Genomic DNA, 16,648 nt, shown 5'->3' with positions numbered 1-16,648 from the left:
AATGCGGGCCGGGGTGTGTGATTCCCCGGCCCGCACTCGTACCTGTACCCGTGCTCAGTGGCTCACGAGGAGAGCCACTCCGTGGCGTTGAGGGCGAGGGCGGCGTTGGTGGCGCCGGTGTCGTTCCAGCCGTCGTAGAGCGTGTTGCCGGACTGGCCGGTGCCGTCGTCGATCGGTGAACTGTCGCCCCAGAACGCGACCTTGCCGCTGCCGAAGGTGCTGGTGGCGAAGAAGGCGCCGGTGTTGCCGGAGTAACCGGAGCGGTACAGAAGTCCCTTGGCGGCGGAGTTGTCGGCGGGCTTGATCGTGGCCGTGGTGCCGTTGGCGATCAGGCTCTTGGTGACGGTGCCGAAGGAGCCGTGCAGCACCGCGTTGCTGCTGTCGCTGATGGCGGCCGGGTAGCCGGAGCTGATGTTCAGCGAGTCGATGGAGAGCCCGAACGGGTCGTCGCTGTCCACGCTGTTGTTGGTCATCAGGTCGTTGAGGATCTGGACCGCGTCGTAGCCGTCGTTGTTGCGGTCGGACCCGGTGTGGTCGGAGATCATGAACAGCCCGCCGCCGGCCTTCACGAAGTTCATGATGGCGGTCTTCTCGGCGGTCGTGAACTTGATGTTCGGCTCGGGCAGCACGAGCGTGTCGAAGTTCGACAGGTCGGTGGCCGACGAACCGCCGTAAGTCAGCGCGCTGGTCGCGGTCTTGAGGCTGTAGTCACCGGTCTGCTGCAGGGCAATGCCCCATGAGGAGAGCGCCCCGGTCCAGTCCTTGTCCGAGGACGGCGAGGAGTCCTGGGACAGCGGGTCGGGCTTGCTGGTGGAGATGATCCAGTCCGCGTTGCCGGCCTCTTCGGCGTGGCCGTCGTCGAACAGGACGCGGTGGGTGGTGGCCGCGTGGGCGGGGGTGACGGTGGCCGCCTGCACGGCAGCGCCGGTGGCGAGCATGCCGAGGACGGTGAGGGCGGTCGTGAACCTGCGGCGTGACGCGTGGGGGCGTGTCATGAACTTGCCAAGGCTGAGCATCCGGTGAACCTCCGTGAAGTGGGGGGATTCCATCAGTGGGGGGTGGAGTGAACAGGGGTGCGGGTGCTGTGGGTGTTGCGAGTGGTGCGGTGCGGTGCTGTGTGTGGTGCGAGGGTCGCTGACTGCGGTGAATCTTCGCGCGTAGAACGGTAGTTGAGTGATCACCGATCGGCACAAGGGAGGACGGTACACAGGGGGGCGGGTGCGTCGGGAGGGGGTCTCGGCGGTTCACGTAGATCTCTTACTCGGCGATACCGGGGGCGGGGAAATGGTGCGGTGCCGGGCGCGATGACGCATGGCGACCCGGCACCGAAGTGCTGACGTGCTGACGTGCTGACGTGCTGACGTTGAGGTGCTGGTGTTGAGGTGCTGGTGTTGAGGTGCTGGTGTTGAGGTGTTGCCGAACCGCCGCTTACCGGACGTCGACGAAGTCGCCGGGGGCTGTGGCCGCGGCGGTGGTGGAGGTGCCCGCGAAGACGTAACGGTAGTAACCGTCGACCGTGGCCTTGGTGGTGGTCTTCAGGACGCCGGTGCTGTTGGTCTTGACCGTCTTGAGAGTGGTGTAGGTGCTGCTGCCCTTCTTGCGGAACTGCAGCTTCGCGGGCTGGGACACATAGCCCGCGTACTTGCCCGTCGTCCAGTTCGCGCGGGCGAGCTTGCCCGTGACCGTGATGGTCTTGCCCTTCTTGACCGGCTCGGGTGTGGCGTTGGCGGTCAGCGTGGAGGCCTTCTTGATCGCGGCGGTGGCGACGTCGTCGTTGGAACTGGCGTTCGCGTACAGGTCCCAGGCCCCCAGGAACAGCTTCCAGGTCCCGGCCACCCCGTTGCCCTTCATGTCGGTGGCGGGGTGGATGTTGAAGACGGCCTTGCACGTGTACGTGCCCTGGGTCGCCGTCTCCGTGCAGGCGGGGTCGTCGTCCGTGCCCAGCCCGCCGGTGATGCCGTCCGTGGTCGAACTGTCGGTGCCCTGCCACAGGAACGCCTCGGTGAGGGCGATTCCGCTCGCGTTCGTGGCGGTGTACGTGACGGTGACGGACTTCGTGCCGGTGGTACCGAGGACGATGTCCTTGCCACCGTTGATGACAGCGTGCGAGAACTTGGTGTTGCCCAAGGTGTCTCTGGGCTGAACGGCCTTGGCGGCGAAGGAAGTCAGCTTCGCCGCCGCCCCCGTACGCTCCGCCGCCTGGGCGGCCACCGGAAGCGCGAGCGCGGACAGGACGACGGCACCGGAAACGACGGCGGCAGCCGCAACACGTATACGCATGAAACCCCCACGAGAACCTGAGAGGCCCGCCCAAGTGTCGCCTTGGCCGGGCCTGTTGATCTCCGCATGATATGGACCAAGGTGGGAAATGGTGAAGATCTCTTGTGCAATAAGTGCGTAATAGACAGTGAGGGGTGGGGAGTTGGTGTCGACCAGGTTTCATCGACCGCGAACTGGACGACGCCAAGGAGGCCTTGAAGTGACCAGCCCTGTCCGCCCCTCAACGCCCCACGCCGCCGGGGAACCGGACCGGCCCCCGCGCAACCGCACAGCGCCCGCGCTCTGCGCCCTCGTCCTCACCCTGGGCCACCTGGCGACGGCGTACATGACGCTCCTCGCGTACGCGGCCAACCCCGCAGGCCTCTGGGACAGCGAAACGGCCGCCCACTCGAACTTCGCGTCAGGGACCGCCCTGGCCCTCACGGCCGTTACAACGGGGCTGAGTTGGGTGGTCGTCAAGGCGGACTGGCTCCGCAGGTGGTGGTACACGATCCCGTCGGCACTGGCGGTCGCGGCGCTGCTACGGCTGACAGCGCTGGCTCCGGAGCTGTGACCTTCGGGGCGGAACGGGTGGTGTCATCGGCGTTCTTCGCGGCCGGCGCATGAGTCACACACCACGGGGTGACGTGGGCAGCGAAATTTGACCGGTGAGCAGGATGTCGTGGTTGGCGAAGAGCACGTCGAGGTCGATACGTCGGCGACTCAGGACACTAGGACCCGTACACCGCCTTGTTGTAGGCGAGGATTTTTTGCGCCTCGGCCATTTTCTTCGAAGGTTCGATCGAGCTCATGTGCTGCGCCTTGGCTGCCGGATCCTGCACCTTGAGAAGGAACTCGGCCATCTCCTCCTTCTTGACCACCTCGCGGAACTCCCCCTCGGTCAGCGGGGCCAGTTTCTCCACCCCCTGATCCTTCCGCTCGATCCCGACGATGTCGTAGGGCGCTCCCTGCCGCGTGATCCAGCCGCGCTCGCTACCGGTCGCACCCTTCGCCAGGAACTTCCTCTTGATCTTGATGGTGAGCACGATGCCGAAGGAGGCTTCCGAGGCGAACCCGGTGGCGATATCGGACTTCGTCGAGAACTCGATGAGCTTGGCGACATCGTCGTTGCGCTCCTGGTTCACGTATCCCCGGACATGCTCGGGATCGGGCTTCGTGGCATCCTCGTCGGGTTTCGCCGTCATCTTCGAAAGGCTGATGAAGGAGCCGCGGATGACCTCCTTCACCATGGCCTTCCGCTGTGTGGGCGTGACGCCGCGCTGGAGGATCACTTCTTGTTCGCTGTCCTCGGGCAGCGACGCGATGTGGTCCTCACCGCTGAGTCCCAGCGGACCGTCCTGGAGGGCGATCCGCCGCCCCTCCTCCGACGACTGTCCTTCCTCGGGCATCCGCTGCACGGGCCCGGCGGAGGCGTTCGCCCCCGTCTGCGACGCGATGAGGGACGGGGCGGTCCGCTGACCGGCGGCGTAGGCGTTACCGTCTCGCTCGGCGGCCCGTTCGGAGTCCTGGCGCGGGTTGGTGACGGTGACTCCGGCGCCGGTGTTGTGGCCCGTCTCAGGCACGCCCTTGAGGTTCTTGTCGACGTGGCTGAGTTCGTGGCCGATCAGCTCCTCGCTGGCGGTGGCCCCGGCGGAGAGGAAGATGTGGTTGCCGACGGTCATGGCCGCGGCCCCCATGGCCTCCGTGGCACGCTGGGCCACCACGTCGTGGTGGACGCGCGTGGAGGCGAGGGCGTCGTTCTGGTAAAACGCCCCGGCCTTCGCCACAACTGACGAGGGCAGCGCCTCGCTCGGCGACTGCATGGCGGCGGCCAACAGCGCGCCCTGCCCCTCCGGCCCGGTGTCGTGACCGTGCGCATGCTCGTCCTCGGCCCGCGCCACCGTGACATCGGTCGCGGACCGCTGCACCGCCGCCTGCGCCCGGTGCTCGCACGCCGGACCGTGCTGATGGGGCGCCTGCGCCTCCGGCAGCCCGCCACGCCGCACCATCTCGGCCACGGCCCTGTTCCCGGCGGCGCTCTGGAGGGCGAGCATCCGTTGCACGGTCGTTCCGGCGGAGGAGGGAGCCACTCGCGGCCGCTGGGGTGCCTTCCCCTCCACCGTCGTGATGTCCTTGTCTCGGGCCAGGCTCATACCTTTTCCTCCAGCGGTTCGAAGGTCATTGAGCGGCTCACCCTCGCACGGCCGATCGGGACACCACCAGAGCCTTTTGGGCAGGGGTGAGGCACTGCGGGGAACACTGTTCACAGCCGTCGAATGCCCCGGTGCGTGGGCGTGGGCGTGGGCACGGTCACGCCGGCGGCCGGCGAGAGGAAAAGCCCGGCTCGGAGAATGACCGAGCCGGGCTTTGACACGGCAGTTTTAAGTCTTGATCCACGGGCTTCGGTCACGTGGCCGCTGCGACTTCCCCTCCAGACCAGTGTCCTGAGTCGCTAATTCATCGGCGGTTGTGCGTGGACGGGACCTGTCCACGCCTCAGGGTTGCAGCAGATTGCGCATCTCGTGCGGTGCGTTGAGATTGCGCGCAAGCAGGAGAACGCAGTGCCGATGCGAAGATGCCGCACGGCCTCTCCCCCTGGGCGTGCGGGGCACGACTGACTGATCAACGGCTCCCGGCGTTCGGTGAGTTCGTGGCAGGATCTGCCGACATGGAATTCTCCGAGGTGGTCCGCCGGCGACGCATGATCCGTCACTACTCCGACAAGCCGCTGACCCCGGAGGTGACCGAGCGCATCCTCGCCTCCGCGCTACGAGCCCCGTCGGCCGGCTTCTCCCAGGGCTGGGCGTTCCTCGTCCTGACCGCCCCGGCCGACCGCGCCCGCTTCTGGCCGTTCGTCCCCACCCGGGTCGAGAACACCCCGACCATGCAGGACGCCCCGCTGGTCGTCGTACCCCTGGCGCACAAGGCCGCTTACTTGGCGCGCTACGCCGAACCCGACAAGGGTTGGGAAGACCGCGCCGAGGCCCGCTGGCCCGCGCCGTACTGGTACATCGACACGGGAATGGCGTCCCTGCTGATGCTCCTGACCGCGGTCGACGAAGGCCTCGGCGCCTGCTTCTTCGGGATCATGCCGGAGCATCTGGAGCCGTTCCGGGCGGAGTTCGGGGTGCCGGAGGAGTACGACCCGATCGGCGGGATCACGGTGGGGTACCGGGCTGAGGATGTTCCTGAGCAGGGCGGGCGGGTCGCGGAACGGCGGCGGGGTGTGGAGGACGTCGTTCACCGGGGGCAGTGGGGGCGGCACGCCTAAGAGCGCATCGCCGGTCCGCCATCAGTGCTCTCTCAGGTGGGCTTGCCTCAACTCGCCTATCAGGCAATGCCAGGCTCCGGCTCGGACTGCTATGACAGGGCTGTTTACCTGCTTGGAGTCTCGTACGAGTACCCCGGCCGGGATGACGGCTGCTTCTACGCACTCGGTCGCATTGCCGCCGCTGTACGACGACTTGAACCACACGGGTTCCGACACAGTCTGAGGGGCGACTGGCATTCAAAGCTCCTTGCGGGCGCGATGGATCATCGTGGAGGAGGCCCCCATGTCCAACGCTTGTGCACGCAGATACTCGAACGCAAGTCTGTATCGGTTCAGTTCCTCCTCCTTCTCCAGGAAGAGGGAGCCCGTGTGGAAGTCGACGTAGACCACGTCAAGGGCTGGTTCGGTACCGCCGATGATGACGAAGCTCCCTAGGGCAGCCGCGTGGGCGCCCTGAGAGAAGGGCAGCACCTGAAGCGTGATGTGAGGAGATTCGTTTGCTTCGAGCAGCCGGTCGAGCTGTTCCTTCATGGTCTGCGGCGATCCGACAACGCGACGGATCACGGACTCGTCGAGGATCGCCCAGAGTCGCGGCGGTTTCGGGCGGGTGAGAATCGCCTGCCGCTTCATGCGGATGTCGACCAGCCGCTCGATCTCGGCTGACTCCAGGGGCACTTCGTTGGCCTTCTGAAGTGCTGTGCTGTAGGCGCGCGTCTGCAGGAGACCGGGAACGTAGACGCAGGCGAAGTGGCTCTCGTGCACGGCCTCGTCTTCGAGCGTGAGCAGCAGGTTCATGCTCTCCGGGATGGAGTCAGCGAACGAACTCCACCAGCCCTGCTGTTTGGCATCTTTCGCCAGCCCGACAACGGCCTTGCGCTCGGCCTCAGTTGCTCCGTACTCGCGGCACAGCGCATCAACGACGAGCCATTTCACGGGTCCGGCCTGCGTCTCGTACCTGCTGACCGTCGCCTTCGATACGCCGACGAGCCCGCCTGCCTCTTCAAGTGTCATCCCCTTGCGGGCGCGCAACTTTCGCATCATCGCGCCTAGTTGGCGGCGGCGGGTTGTGGTCCGTTCGGACATACGGCTCCTTCGCCATGCGCCGGGCGGTCGGCCCGGGGTTCCCCGTCAGGCTAGGCAGCGGATCAGCAGGCCCACCATCAGATTCACTCGATAGATTCTCGTGAGAAGTTACACGGTGAGAGTTCTCTGTGCCATGCTCGCTCGTAGACCGCTACGCAGTGCATCCGTGTGGACACGGTAGGCGCAGCATGTGCGTGGCATGGAAGGAAGGAGTGGTCCGCATGTATGGCTACGAAGTCACCGAACCGCGACTCCGCTGTGTCTTGCCTTTTGAAGCGGCGCCGGCGGAAGTGAGACTGCTGCGGAGAGCCGCTGTCACGCAGCTGGCCAGGTGGGGAACGCCGGTGGCGGAGGACGAAGCAGAGTTGCTGGTCACCGAATTGGCGACGAACGTCGTCAAGCATGTTGGCGAAGGCGTGTCAGCGACTCTGATTCTCGAATGGCGGGGTGAGCGGCTCAGGCTCGAAGTGCATGATACGAGCCGAGTGTTGCCGACGCCGAGCGCAGCGGACGGTGACTCCGAGTGCGGTCGCGGCCTGCATCTCCTCGCGGCCCTTGCTGTGGACTGGGGTACGGTGCTGACCGCCGTGGGCAAGGCGGTGTGGTGCGAGATCCTCATCAGTGCGGGGCGTACTTGCCGACGCATTGAGCGAGCCGCTGAAGCGCTTGAGGGCTATCAGGGAATCAGTGCCGGTGCCGCGCTGCGGACGAGCAGTCGAGCGGCGGGCCTTGAGGAGTCGGCGGTGGAGTTGATCGCCGACTTGCTTCACTGGACCGCTGCTCGCGGCCATGATCCGGATGACATCCTCGACCGGGCTCAGATGCACTACGAAGCCGAGGCGGACGCGGCTTAGTGGGTGGCAACCTGAGCGGACCTCCGTATCTGCTTCCGGAGGGCGGTCGGCGTGCGTCAGGATTCTCCAGGGCAGCTTCTGAGGCGCGTGGGGTGGCAGCTGGCGCACAGGTGCGTGACGTCCCTAACGGAGGGTGCGTTCAGCGAACCTCCGGCGTGTTGCACACTTGGGGGTCTCGTTGTCAGTGGGGTCTGTCACCCTCAGTGATGGTGGATTGCACGATGTGTCTGCCGCTGCACGAATGTAAGGAGGGGGCATGACCCGCACGAACAAACTCAAGTACACCTCGGTGGAGATCTGCGCTGGGGCGGGAGGACAAGCTGTTGGCCTGCACAACGCCGGCTTCCGGCATGCTGCCCTGATCGAGATCGACAAGGACGCCTGCCAAACGCTCAGGGATAACACTGAGCAGAATCAGGAGTGGGCAGGCTGCAAGGTTGTCGAGGCTGACCTGCGAGGCTTCGATCCAGCAGAGCTGGGTTTGAACCCCGGAGAACTCGATCTCCTCGCGGGCGGGGTTCCCTGCCCTCCGTTCTCAGCAGCGGGTAAGCAGCTTGGGCGTGATGACGAGCGTGACCTCTTCCCGACGATGCTTGACCTCATCGATCACCTTGAGCCCAAGGCTGTGATGATCGAGAACGTACGAGGTCTGCTCGACCCGAAGTTCACTGAGTACAGGCAGGAGATCATCAAACGCCTGGAGTCGATGGGCTACGAAGAGTGCTACTGGGCCATCCTGGAGGCTAAGGACTACAGGGTGCCCCAACTGCGCCCGCGGGCCATCCTCGTGGCCATGAAGCCTGAATACGCCAGGTACTTCGAACACTCGAAGCCGGAACCGGTTGAGCCAGTCAGCGTGGGCGAGGCGCTTCATGACTCGATGCGTGCACGCTACGACCAGGTCTCGGATGATCCCAGGGCAGAGAGGGCTTTCAAGCGCTGGTATGGCATGGCGCTTGAGGGAGTCGCGCCGACTGTTGTGGGCGGGTCCAAGAAGCATGGTGGGGCGGATCTCGGCCCGACGCGGGCGAAGCGGGCGTGGGCCGAGCTTGGAGTGTGTGGTCTCGGCGTCGCAAACGAACCGGATGAGATGAAGGACGCGGAGCGTGATCTGTTCGCATCCGCTGGCCCGAAGCTCACCGTAACGCAGGCCGCCTTGGTCCAGGGCTTCCCGGAACACTGGAAGTTCTCTGGCCGTAAGACGGCCGCCTATCGGCAGGTCGGCAATGCGTTCCCGCCGCCGGTGGCGAGGGCTGTTGGAGAGCAGATCTACGCTGCGTTCGAGGCTGCCGAACAAGCTCGCCGGAAGAGTTGAAAGGTGGCGCGCTTTAGCTGCTAGGAGCTCGGAGGCGGCTCACCGTGGCCGCGATCCTGGCCGCACAGTCCTCGGCTGGATCGTGTTCCCAGAAACGGAGTACGGTCCAGCCAGCATTTTGGAGTTGTACATCCGTGTCACGGTCGCGAGTTATGTTCCGGGCGACCTTGTCTGACCAGTAACCCGGGTTGGTCTTCGGCGGTACGTAGTGCTCGGGACAGCCGTGCCAATAACAGCCGTCAATGAACACGGCTAGCTTCGCCGGACGGAAGACGATGTCAGCGGTCCGGCGAAGATCGGGTAGTGGCTTGGCGGCCACTCTGTACCGGAGACCTTGAGCGTGGAGCAGACTCCGTACCAGCCGCTCCGGTTTCGTGTCGCGACTGCGGATGGCTTGCATGTTCCGGCGCCGGGCGGCCGAGGAAGCCCAAGAACCTTGCGGGGGTTCCCAATCGGTCTCATCACTCATTCGTTGGAATGCCTGCTTCTTCCAGGATCCGCCGCTGGTCTGCCTTTGATTTAACCTTCCGTCTGACGATGGTCCTTACGAGAGAGGGAAGTGCATCGAAAGTTAGATCGAAGGACCGCAGTACGTAGACGTCAATACCATTCTCTTTGTACCAGTCGACATCCATTCCGAGTTCTCGTAGTTCTCGCGTACGTCGCTCCGTATGGACTCCGTCGGCCGTGACGATCCGCAGTTTTGCTGCTTCTATCGGCTCTGACAAGCTCTCTTGAAGCAAGGAGAAAAGATGCTCGTGGAGTTGATCTCCATAGGGCGCCTTAAGGAATCCGTCCGGGAAGAACTGACCGTATCGCGCGTCAAGTTCGTCTTGGACTTTTGAGTAAAGCTCCCGGAATTTTGGATTTTCGGCCGGCAGATGCATTAGCATGCGAACTTTCAACGCATCAGCCGTTACGCGTTTAGCGTATGTGTATGCTTCGAACAATTCTTGAGCTTTCACATTTTTGTCGATCTGATGGAACAGTGTCTGCAGGGCGTGTTCGGCATCTGTTTTGAGATTTTTCCACTCACCTTCAAGTGGATCTTGTTCCGGCATTGCGTTCCTCCGTTTGTTAGGCGTGCATGAAACTGTGGTCAGCCCTCTTCGAGGGTGGTGGTATCCAATTGTTGCGCAGCGAGCCTCTGGATAACCCGCCTGTCGGTTGGTGACGTGCTGTTGACGATCTGGGCGAACCATGGGGCAATCCAAGATGAGCTCTGGTACGGCCATTCGCCGAGACGAAGGCAATTCCCTGGGAGCCATGCTGGATCAGGTGGTATTGCGGAGCGTGTGGCGGCGGCTAGTGACACTCCCGGCTCGTTGTCAAAAAGGGATCGACGACCCAACTGGGCTGTTACTCCGATCAGCCACCAGTTTAGAATATTTAGCAGATCTGGGAGGTCGTTGGAGAGGATCGAAACATGCAATCCCGCAGCTTCGTATGCGGATAGTGTCAATTCGACTGGTGGTGTGATGTGGACGGCCTCCTGTTCGGTGATGGTGATCTCCTTGGAGGCTTCGGCGGCGCGATCAATTTCCTCGTATGTCTCGTCTGCGATCTCCGCGTTGAGGAAGCGATTCACGCCTCGATAGAACTGCCCTGGAGTTTCGATACGTAGTTCGGCGTTCGCGCGCATTCTTAGTTCGCTTGCCAATGAAGGCCACGGGCGTCGGCCTCGGCCGAGCTCCTCTGGCTCATACCAGTCTTCCTTCGTGTCGTGAGAAACAAAGAGAAGCTGATTACGTTCTGGCGAGGCTGCGACAAAGAGAATTACTTCTTCCCAAAGCAGAAAATCCCCCGCAGCAGATAGCGGAGTTCCTTTTCCTGCGTCAGAGAACCCGGGTGGAATCTTATTTGGGAATCTATAGGAAGAGGCCTCATTTACGCGGCGTCGCACCTCCGCGTGGTCCGGGGGTTCCGCGATGTTGCTGCCGAACAACTCTGCTACTTGTGGTAGAACGGGATCGTTTGCGTCCATCGAGGCTGGCGCGAGATCGTGAGCCTTTAGGCCTTTGACGAGCTCGATGAGTTCTTTTTTCCATTCGCTTAGCAGGGCGTCGATTGCTTGGCTCGAAATCTTGGACGCCAGGTTGTCGCTTGTTTGGGTATCACGTGCATACTTAATTAGGAGTTCTTGAACAAATTCCCTGGCTCCTATGATCGCCTTGTTTGCCTCTCCTAGCCGCCGGTTTAGGGAGTTGGGAGCATCCTTCAGAGCTTTTGCTCTTTCGGCGATCACGCGATGGCGCCCCCGCACGAACTCCAGCGCTACCTGGTGAGGAAGCCAGAGCTGCTTCTGGACGCTCTTCAGCGCATTGAGAACCTGCTCGCGAGCGGCAGGCGTGTACTCGTACAGGCTAAGTAGAATATTGGTGTCGAGCACGATAACCGCCTGCGTGAAAAAGTCCGAGCGGTCCGGGCTGTCTTCGGGCGGGCTTCCTTGCAGCCAGTCTCTGTATTGCTTGATCAGTGGCAGTTCGCCCCCTGGGTCTTGCACCGCTCAACTCCTTTTTCCGGAAGGGAAGAGGGATAATGGCATTTTGATCAGCGCGAGGCTGTATGTTGAGGTAGGAGCGGCCCTAGCTCATGTGGGTCGTCTGGCCCCGCAGTTTTCCACGTCTCGCCGTCGAGTTCGACTCGTGGCTGCGAGCCGTCATCGGGGTCGGCCTTGACTACACGTACGCTGACGAACTCCCCTTCTGCGGGGACGGGGATACGTAGTTTCGCTGCGATCTCCTGATGGCTGGCATAATCGCCCATGATGAGGATGCCTTCCTTCCGCAGTGCAGACCGTGCGCCGCCGTTGCCCCGAACGCGTTTCATGTAGTCCTTCTGCTGGGCAACGGTGCGTACGACATTGCGGCCAATACGGCGGCGCTGAACCAGTCGAAAGAGTTCGTTGAGCCGTGCCTGGCCCGACTGATGAGAGAAGATCAGATCTCGGTCTCTTGGGTTCATGTGAAGGAGGACGTTCTCGGGTAGCTCCGTATCGCGCCAAAGCCAAAGGATCCTGTTGCGGTGCTCGGCTTTGACGGTGAGTTTCAAATCTCGGTTGTTGCCGCCGTTTAGCCACTCTCGCCGTATGCGGAGCAGGCCGGCACTCCAGAGACTCTTCGAGTCATCCGCCCAGATGAGCAGACATAGGTGCCCAATAGCTTCCGGAGGAATCATCCAGCCGCCGAACTGCTGGGAGTACTTGCAATCCACATCGATATTTTCTATCCGGTAGTCCATATCGATGCCGTCGCCGAACTTGAACTCGCGTTGCAAATTGATCTCGACAAGTGTTCCGGCGTGAGTCTTCTCGGTCTTGAAAAGCGCCTTCCAGTCATATCGCCCTGTGTTTTCGCCGTTGAGCAACTGGTCGATAGTGTCGCGCAGTACTGTCGCGAAACGTCGGCCACTTGGATCGAGGCGATGGATGTGAGCGTGGACGGCGGCCAGTTCGCGGTCGTCCTGGAGAGCTGACTTAGCGCCGATGCTGATTGCGGCTGAGATGTCTTCCAGGGGGAACACAGGCCTGTTCCTGTTCTATGTGTTGATGGTTTGGGATCAGGTAACGCTACATAGAGGACCCGACAGTGTCGGCCTGTTGGGGGCGGGCTTTTTGTGATCTTGGATCTAGCCTAAAAGTTCCCCCAGTCAGGCCGGTGGGTGGGTGGGTACGGTGTGCGCTCAAGACTTGCTGACGGCCGGAGTATGCGAAGCCGCGTCGTAGTGACCAAGTCGTTAGGGAGTCTGGCCATGGCATTCCCCATAGGCCATCCCCGACCCACACCAACAAGAAGCCCCCCGCTGCGGAGGCCAAACCACAGCCCGCCCCCGAGCCGCAAGCGTCGTCGCATACTGCGGCAACAAGTCCGCATCCCCCGGCGAAGCCCCCTCGGACGCCGCGAACGCCTCATAAGAAGGCACCGTCCCGGTCACGATCCCCAGATTCTGCGTCCCGCTGGCCGCCAGCTCCCGCAGCGACCCCTCTATCGTCGCGAGGTGTTCCTCGTGCGACGGATACTCCACCGCGAGGGACTCGTACGCCCCCACCAGCTCGGCCAACTCGCCCTCGGGCCAGTGCAGTACGGCCACCGGGAACGGTCGGGACAACGCCTCCCGGAACGCGCCCAGCTCTGCCCGTAGCCGTGAGATCTCGGCCTCGAGCTCCGCCGGGTTGTCCGACCCCAGCGACCACACCCTCTTCGGATCGTGCAGTTCGTCCAACGACACCGGCGACGAGGAGGACGCGTGGGCCGAATGCAACGTGTCCGCCAGCGTGTCCCACTCGTCGTGCGACACGCCCAGCATCCGCCGTACCCGGTGTCGGCCGAACAGCAACGGGTGGGTGGAGTAAGGGGGTTCGGGTACGTCGGTCAGGAGCAGAGTGACTCCCTCCGTGAACGTCTCCTGCGCCGCCTCCAGTTCGTCGTGGGCCTCCAGGGACTCCGCGACGATCACCCAGGGGGCGGGATCGCGAGGGGACGCCGTCCGTACCCCGTCGATGATGGCCCTGGCCTCGGCCTCGTGGCCGTACTCCCAGAGGTTCGAGGCCTTGAGGGCCCGTACCAGGTGCGGGGTCTCCAGGGTGTCCGGCGACGACAGCAGGCGGTCGTAGAGCGCGCTGGCGGCGGGGCGGTCGCCGGCCAGTTCCAGGTGGGCCGCGGCCTGGAGGAGCAGGGCCTCGGTGTCCTCGGGGTAACGGGCGGCGGTCCGCTCCAGGCGGGCCGCTTCGGCGGAGTGGTCGACGTTCTCGGCGGGCGTGTCGGGGCGCATGAACGACACGGTACTGCCGATGCCGACACAGATGGAGGCAAGGGGAGAGATATGCCCAGGTCGGCCGGTGAGAGTGCGGTGGGGGAGCCATGTGCGTTCCCTCGGAGGGTGTGGCGTGGGGAACGGCGGGTGGCTTTCCGGTTGCCGCCAGTTTTACGGCCATCTCACCCCCCCCTCACGGCCATCTCACCCCCCTCACGGCCGCCTCGCCCTCACCACCCCACCCGCCCGCTCCACCCCGCTCCCCGCATCCACAGCCCCCCGCGCGGCCCACCCCATGACCCCCAACCCCACCCCCACAATCCCCGCCCCCACGAACAACGGCGCGGTATACCCCCACCCCGCACTGATCACCACGCCCCCCAACCACGCCCCCACCGCGTTCCCCACATTCGACGCGGAGACGTTCGCGCTCGCCGCCAGCGGTACGCCCCCGGCCGCGTCCGTGACCCGCGTGATCATCCCGGGGACCGTCGCGAAGCCGAACACGCCCAAGAGGAAGACCAGGATCACCGACGCCGGGCGGTTGCTCGCCAGCAGGCCGAAGGCCACCAGGGTCAGCGCCAGGCCGGTCAGGGACACCAGCAGCGTCACGTCACGATTGTGGTCCGCGCCCCGCCCGCCCGCGATGTTGCCGACGACCAACCCCGTGCCGTAGACCACCAACAACCACGCCACGTCCGTCGTCGAGAAGCCCGTGACCCGCGTGAAGGTGTACGCGATGTAGCTGAACGCGCCGAACATGCCGCCGTAGCCGAGGGCGGTGGCCGTCAGGGTCAGCCACACCTGGGTGGAGCGGAAGGCGCGCACCTGCGTACGGAGGTCCGCGCGGCCACCCCTCGCTCCCGCCCACGCCGGTACCAGTACGGCGATGGAGATCAACGCCACCGCCCCGATCGCCGTGATCGCCCAGAACGTCGCCCGCCAGCCCCACCGTTCGCCGACGAGTGCGCCGAACGGCACCCCCAGCACGTTCGCCACCGTCAGGCCGGCGAACATCAACGCCACTGCCCGCGAGGCGCGTTCGGGAGGGACCAGGCGGCGGGCGACCACTGAGCCGATGCCGAAGAACGAGCCGTGGCACAGGGCCGCCACCACTCGGCCGAGCAGCATCACGCCGTAGTCGGGGGCCAGTGCCGACAGCAGGTTGCCTGCTACGAACAGGGCCACCAGGCCTACCAGGACCGGTTTTTGGGGCAGGGACGCCGTCGCCGCCGTCACCGCTATCGCGCCCACCGCGACCGTCAGCGCGTAGCCGGAGATCAGCCAGCCCGCGGCCGCCGTGGACACGTTCAGGCCGTGGCTCACCTGTGGCAGCAGCCCGGCGATCACGAACTCGGTCAGACCGATTCCGAAACCGCCGAGCGCCAGGGCGAGCAGGCCGAACCGCCCGCCGCCGTACGTGACTTGGGATCCCGGGGTCAGATCACCACTCCGTCGATCTGCAGCGTCTGCACCGCCCCCGCCGCGAACGTCGCGCTCACCGTCTTGCCGCTCAGATATGTGTCCGAGTGGGCGGCGTACAAGTCGCCCCCGCCACCCGTCACCGTGTTCCAGCGCGGGACCAGACCGCTCGAACCCCCCGCCACCGTCGTGAACTTGGAGAGGTCGAAGGTCAAAGTCGTCGACGACGAGCCTGTGTTGGCGGCCACGATCACCAACCGTTTCGCCGACGCGTCGTAACCCGCCGCCGCGTAGCTCACGCCCGTGTCGAGGATCGTCATGCCGGGGCGGATGTGGCGGCTGAACTGGGCCATCACGTAGTACTTCGTCTGCACCGCGCCGGCCGCGAGCGTGCTCTGGTCGTACGCGATCATCGCCCAGCCGGACGACGGGTCCATGACCTGCCAGTACGTCCACGCCGTGGGGTGCAGCCAGCGGAAGTCGTAGAGGAGGTTGCTGGCCATCGTCAGGCCCGTCGAATCGCTGTCGCCGGTCTCCGAGTTCCAGAGGGCCTTGCCCGCCGTCGTCACTACGTCCGTGTACAACAAGTCCCTACGACCGCCCGAGCCCTGGTAGCCGTGGACGTTGACGCGGTTCACGTACCCCTTTGTCGTCGAGCTGAAGGCGCTCCACGTCGTGCGCGCGAGGTCGTAACTCGTCTCGTCCGAGGCGGAGATCTTCGTGCTTGTCAGGCCGCGCGCGTCCAACTCGCTGCGGACGTACGGGAGTACGGCCGCCTGGACCGTCGAATCCATGTGGCAGCCCTCCTGCGTGCCGGTCGCCGTCCACCAGCTCGACGACGGCTCGTTGAAGGCCTCGACCGTCGCGAAGTTCACTCCCCAGTTGTTCTTCGCGTAGAGGGCGACGGCTGCCAGGTGGGAGGCGTGCTGGCGGTAGTTCCAGGTCTGGAGGTTGTTGCCGCCGCCCGACGCGCCCGACGGGTTGTGGTTCGAACACATCCACCACATGGGGGAGTTGGCGAAGAGCTCGGTGGTGGCCCCGCGTGACGTCGCCTTCACCAGCATCGCCCGCTGGGTCGCGTCCGCCGTCCAGTCCCAGGCCGAGGACGTGGGGTCCTCGTTGTTCCAGTCCTGCCAGTAGCCCTCGATCTGCTTGAACGCCGGGATGTTGGCGGAGGCGACCATCGACTCGCCGTTCACCGCGTTCCAGCTGCACGCGCCGAGGTTGTAGCGGGCGATGTTCAGGCCCAGGCCGGGCAGTGAAGTGCCGTTGTACGTCGTCGACTTGGTGGTGAAGAAGATATCGGCGAAGTCGTCCCGGGCGCCGAAGACGTTCGCCCACCAGGCGAGCGAGGTGCCCCAGCCCTCCCAAGTGCCGTACTTCGTCGCCGGGTTGACCGCGATCGTCGCGTCGGCGCGTGCGGTGCCGGTCGCCAGGGCGGTGCCGAGGAGACCACCACCCGCTGCGGCCAGCAGGGTTCTGCGTCGGATCATCTCTACTCCCGATTCGCTCAACCGCCGGTCGTCCCACCGGCGTCGGCCATCCCCCCGGCTCGTGCCATCAGGAAGCATCGGGTGTGGTGCGTGAGGTTGTCGAGGGTTGTGACACCCCTTTCTAAAACCCGTGTACGAAGAGCCGAACAGGTCGGAAAGGGCGCAGGTCTGGAGAGTTCGGGAGCCGCCGCCTATCGTG

General features: G+C 64.4%; 15 protein-coding genes and 1 pseudogene. 4 read left to right on the top strand and 12 right to left on the bottom strand.

Going from position 1 to position 16,648, the window contains the following annotated elements; all coding sequences use genetic code 11:
- Positions 1–68: 68 nt before the first annotated feature.
- Both SPR02S_RS09390 and SPR02S_RS09385 read right to left on the bottom strand, forming a co-directional pair.
- Positions 69–995 (bottom strand): annotated as a pseudogene (locus SPR02S_RS09390) (hydrolase); the annotation flags it as partial.
- A gap of 433 nt (positions 996–1,428) precedes the next feature.
- The gene (locus SPR02S_RS09385; protein ID WP_019056691.1) at positions 1,429–2,280 is read right to left on the bottom strand and encodes a hypothetical protein; all 852 of its coding nucleotides are present in this window, start codon (positions 2,278–2,280) and stop codon (positions 1,429–1,431) included.
- Positions 2,281–2,479: 199 nt separating this feature from the next.
- On the opposite strand from SPR02S_RS09385, the gene SPR02S_RS09380 reads away from it, so the two are divergent.
- A complete protein-coding gene (locus SPR02S_RS09380) occupies positions 2,480–2,833 on the top strand; it encodes a hypothetical protein (RefSeq protein ID WP_019056690.1) in 354 nt (117 codons plus the stop codon).
- 157 nt (positions 2,834–2,990) lie between these two features.
- Here the strand turns inward: SPR02S_RS09380 and SPR02S_RS09375 are convergent, their stop codons facing one another.
- Entirely contained in the window at positions 2,991–4,412 is a 1,422-nt protein-coding gene (locus SPR02S_RS09375; RefSeq protein ID WP_019056689.1) for an eCIS core domain-containing protein, read from the bottom strand.
- A gap of 515 nt (positions 4,413–4,927) precedes the next feature.
- Here SPR02S_RS09375 and SPR02S_RS09370 point away from each other — a divergent pair.
- Entirely contained in the window at positions 4,928–5,530 is a 603-nt protein-coding gene (locus tag SPR02S_RS09370) for a nitroreductase family protein (RefSeq protein ID WP_019056688.1), read from the top strand.
- Positions 5,531–5,551: 21 nt separating this feature from the next.
- On the opposite strand, the gene SPR02S_RS60040 is transcribed toward SPR02S_RS09370, so the two are convergent.
- Together SPR02S_RS60040 and SPR02S_RS09365 are read right to left on the bottom strand one after the other, a co-directional pair.
- On the bottom strand, positions 5,552–5,767 hold the full coding sequence (locus SPR02S_RS60040) for a DUF397 domain-containing protein (protein ID WP_078622852.1): 216 nt from the start codon (positions 5,765–5,767) through the stop codon (positions 5,552–5,554).
- On the bottom strand, positions 5,768–6,613 hold the full coding sequence (locus SPR02S_RS09365) for a helix-turn-helix domain-containing protein (RefSeq protein ID WP_019056687.1): 846 nt from the start codon (positions 6,611–6,613) through the stop codon (positions 5,768–5,770). It abuts the gene before it with no gap.
- Between the two features lie 221 nt (positions 6,614–6,834).
- Between SPR02S_RS09365 and SPR02S_RS09360 the strand changes: the two genes are divergently transcribed.
- Entirely contained in the window at positions 6,835–7,467 is a 633-nt protein-coding gene (locus SPR02S_RS09360; protein ID WP_019056686.1) for an ATP-binding protein, read from the top strand.
- Positions 7,468–7,723: 256 nt separating this feature from the next.
- Positions 7,724–8,782, top strand: coding sequence for a DNA cytosine methyltransferase (locus tag SPR02S_RS09355; RefSeq protein ID WP_019056685.1), 1,059 nt, complete (start codon positions 7,724–7,726; stop codon positions 8,780–8,782).
- Between the two features lie 13 nt (positions 8,783–8,795).
- Here the strand turns inward: SPR02S_RS09355 and SPR02S_RS60035 are convergent, their stop codons facing one another.
- The 7 genes from SPR02S_RS60035 to SPR02S_RS09320 form a co-directional block, all read right to left on the bottom strand.
- Positions 8,796–9,251: a very short patch repair endonuclease gene (locus SPR02S_RS60035; protein WP_078622851.1), complete on the bottom strand. Its 456-nt coding sequence runs from the start codon at positions 9,249–9,251 to the stop codon at positions 8,796–8,798.
- Positions 9,244–9,843: a hypothetical protein gene (locus tag SPR02S_RS62955; protein WP_158697799.1), complete on the bottom strand. Its 600-nt coding sequence runs from the start codon at positions 9,841–9,843 to the stop codon at positions 9,244–9,246. Before SPR02S_RS62955 ends, SPR02S_RS60035 begins: the two co-directional genes overlap by 8 nt.
- A gap of 38 nt (positions 9,844–9,881) precedes the next feature.
- Positions 9,882–11,285, bottom strand: a complete 1,404-nt coding sequence (locus SPR02S_RS62950; protein WP_158697798.1) for a PIN-like domain-containing protein — start codon at positions 11,283–11,285, stop codon at positions 9,882–9,884.
- 47 nt (positions 11,286–11,332) lie between these two features.
- Positions 11,333–12,304 (bottom strand): NaeI family type II restriction endonuclease, encoded by a 972-nt coding sequence (locus SPR02S_RS60030; RefSeq protein ID WP_078622850.1) that lies wholly within the window; start codon positions 12,302–12,304, stop codon positions 11,333–11,335.
- Between the two features lie 213 nt (positions 12,305–12,517).
- Positions 12,518–13,552, bottom strand: coding sequence for an SEC-C domain-containing protein (locus SPR02S_RS09330; protein WP_019056680.1), 1,035 nt, complete (start codon positions 13,550–13,552; stop codon positions 12,518–12,520).
- Positions 13,553–13,747: 195 nt separating this feature from the next.
- Complete coding sequence (locus SPR02S_RS55465; RefSeq protein ID WP_019056679.1) at positions 13,748–14,884, bottom strand: MFS transporter; 1,137 nt, start codon at positions 14,882–14,884, stop codon at positions 13,748–13,750.
- A gap of 89 nt (positions 14,885–14,973) precedes the next feature.
- Positions 14,974–16,449: a glycoside hydrolase gene (locus SPR02S_RS09320; protein ID WP_019056678.1), complete on the bottom strand. Its 1,476-nt coding sequence runs from the start codon at positions 16,447–16,449 to the stop codon at positions 14,974–14,976.
- Positions 16,450–16,648: the final 199 nt, after the last annotated feature.

This window comes from Streptomyces prunicolor NBRC 13075, assembly GCF_000367365.1.
Lineage (GTDB): Bacteria > Actinomycetota > Actinomycetes > Streptomycetales > Streptomycetaceae > Streptomyces > Streptomyces prunicolor.
The sequence above is the reverse complement of the archived record's forward strand: the minus strand, read 5'-3'. Positions and strand labels throughout refer to the sequence as shown.

What these genes read in the sequence shown, in the direction of transcription:
- SPR02S_RS09385 (WP_019056691.1), bottom strand. Translation starts at nt 2,280, where the DNA reads ATGCGTATACGTGTTGCGGCTGCCGCCGTCGTTTCCGGTGCCGTCGTC.
- SPR02S_RS09375 (WP_019056689.1), bottom strand. Translation starts at nt 4,412, where the DNA reads ATGAGCCTGGCCCGAGACAAGGACATCACGACGGTGGAGGGGAAGGCA.
- SPR02S_RS09370 (WP_019056688.1), top strand. Translation starts at nt 4,928, where the DNA reads ATGGAATTCTCCGAGGTGGTCCGCCGGCGACGCATGATCCGTCACTAC.
- SPR02S_RS60040 (WP_078622852.1), bottom strand. Translation starts at nt 5,767, where the DNA reads ATGCCAGTCGCCCCTCAGACTGTGTCGGAACCCGTGTGGTTCAAGTCG.
- SPR02S_RS09365 (WP_019056687.1), bottom strand. Translation starts at nt 6,613, where the DNA reads ATGTCCGAACGGACCACAACCCGCCGCCGCCAACTAGGCGCGATGATG.
- SPR02S_RS09360 (WP_019056686.1), top strand. Translation starts at nt 6,835, where the DNA reads ATGTATGGCTACGAAGTCACCGAACCGCGACTCCGCTGTGTCTTGCCT.
- SPR02S_RS09355 (WP_019056685.1), top strand. Translation starts at nt 7,724, where the DNA reads ATGACCCGCACGAACAAACTCAAGTACACCTCGGTGGAGATCTGCGCT.
- SPR02S_RS60035 (WP_078622851.1), bottom strand. Translation starts at nt 9,251, where the DNA reads ATGAGTGATGAGACCGATTGGGAACCCCCGCAAGGTTCTTGGGCTTCC.
- SPR02S_RS62955 (WP_158697799.1), bottom strand. Translation starts at nt 9,843, where the DNA reads ATGCCGGAACAAGATCCACTTGAAGGTGAGTGGAAAAATCTCAAAACA.
- SPR02S_RS09330 (WP_019056680.1), bottom strand. Translation starts at nt 13,552, where the DNA reads ATGCGCCCCGACACGCCCGCCGAGAACGTCGACCACTCCGCCGAAGCG.
- SPR02S_RS09320 (WP_019056678.1), bottom strand. Translation starts at nt 16,449, where the DNA reads ATGATCCGACGCAGAACCCTGCTGGCCGCAGCGGGTGGTGGTCTCCTC.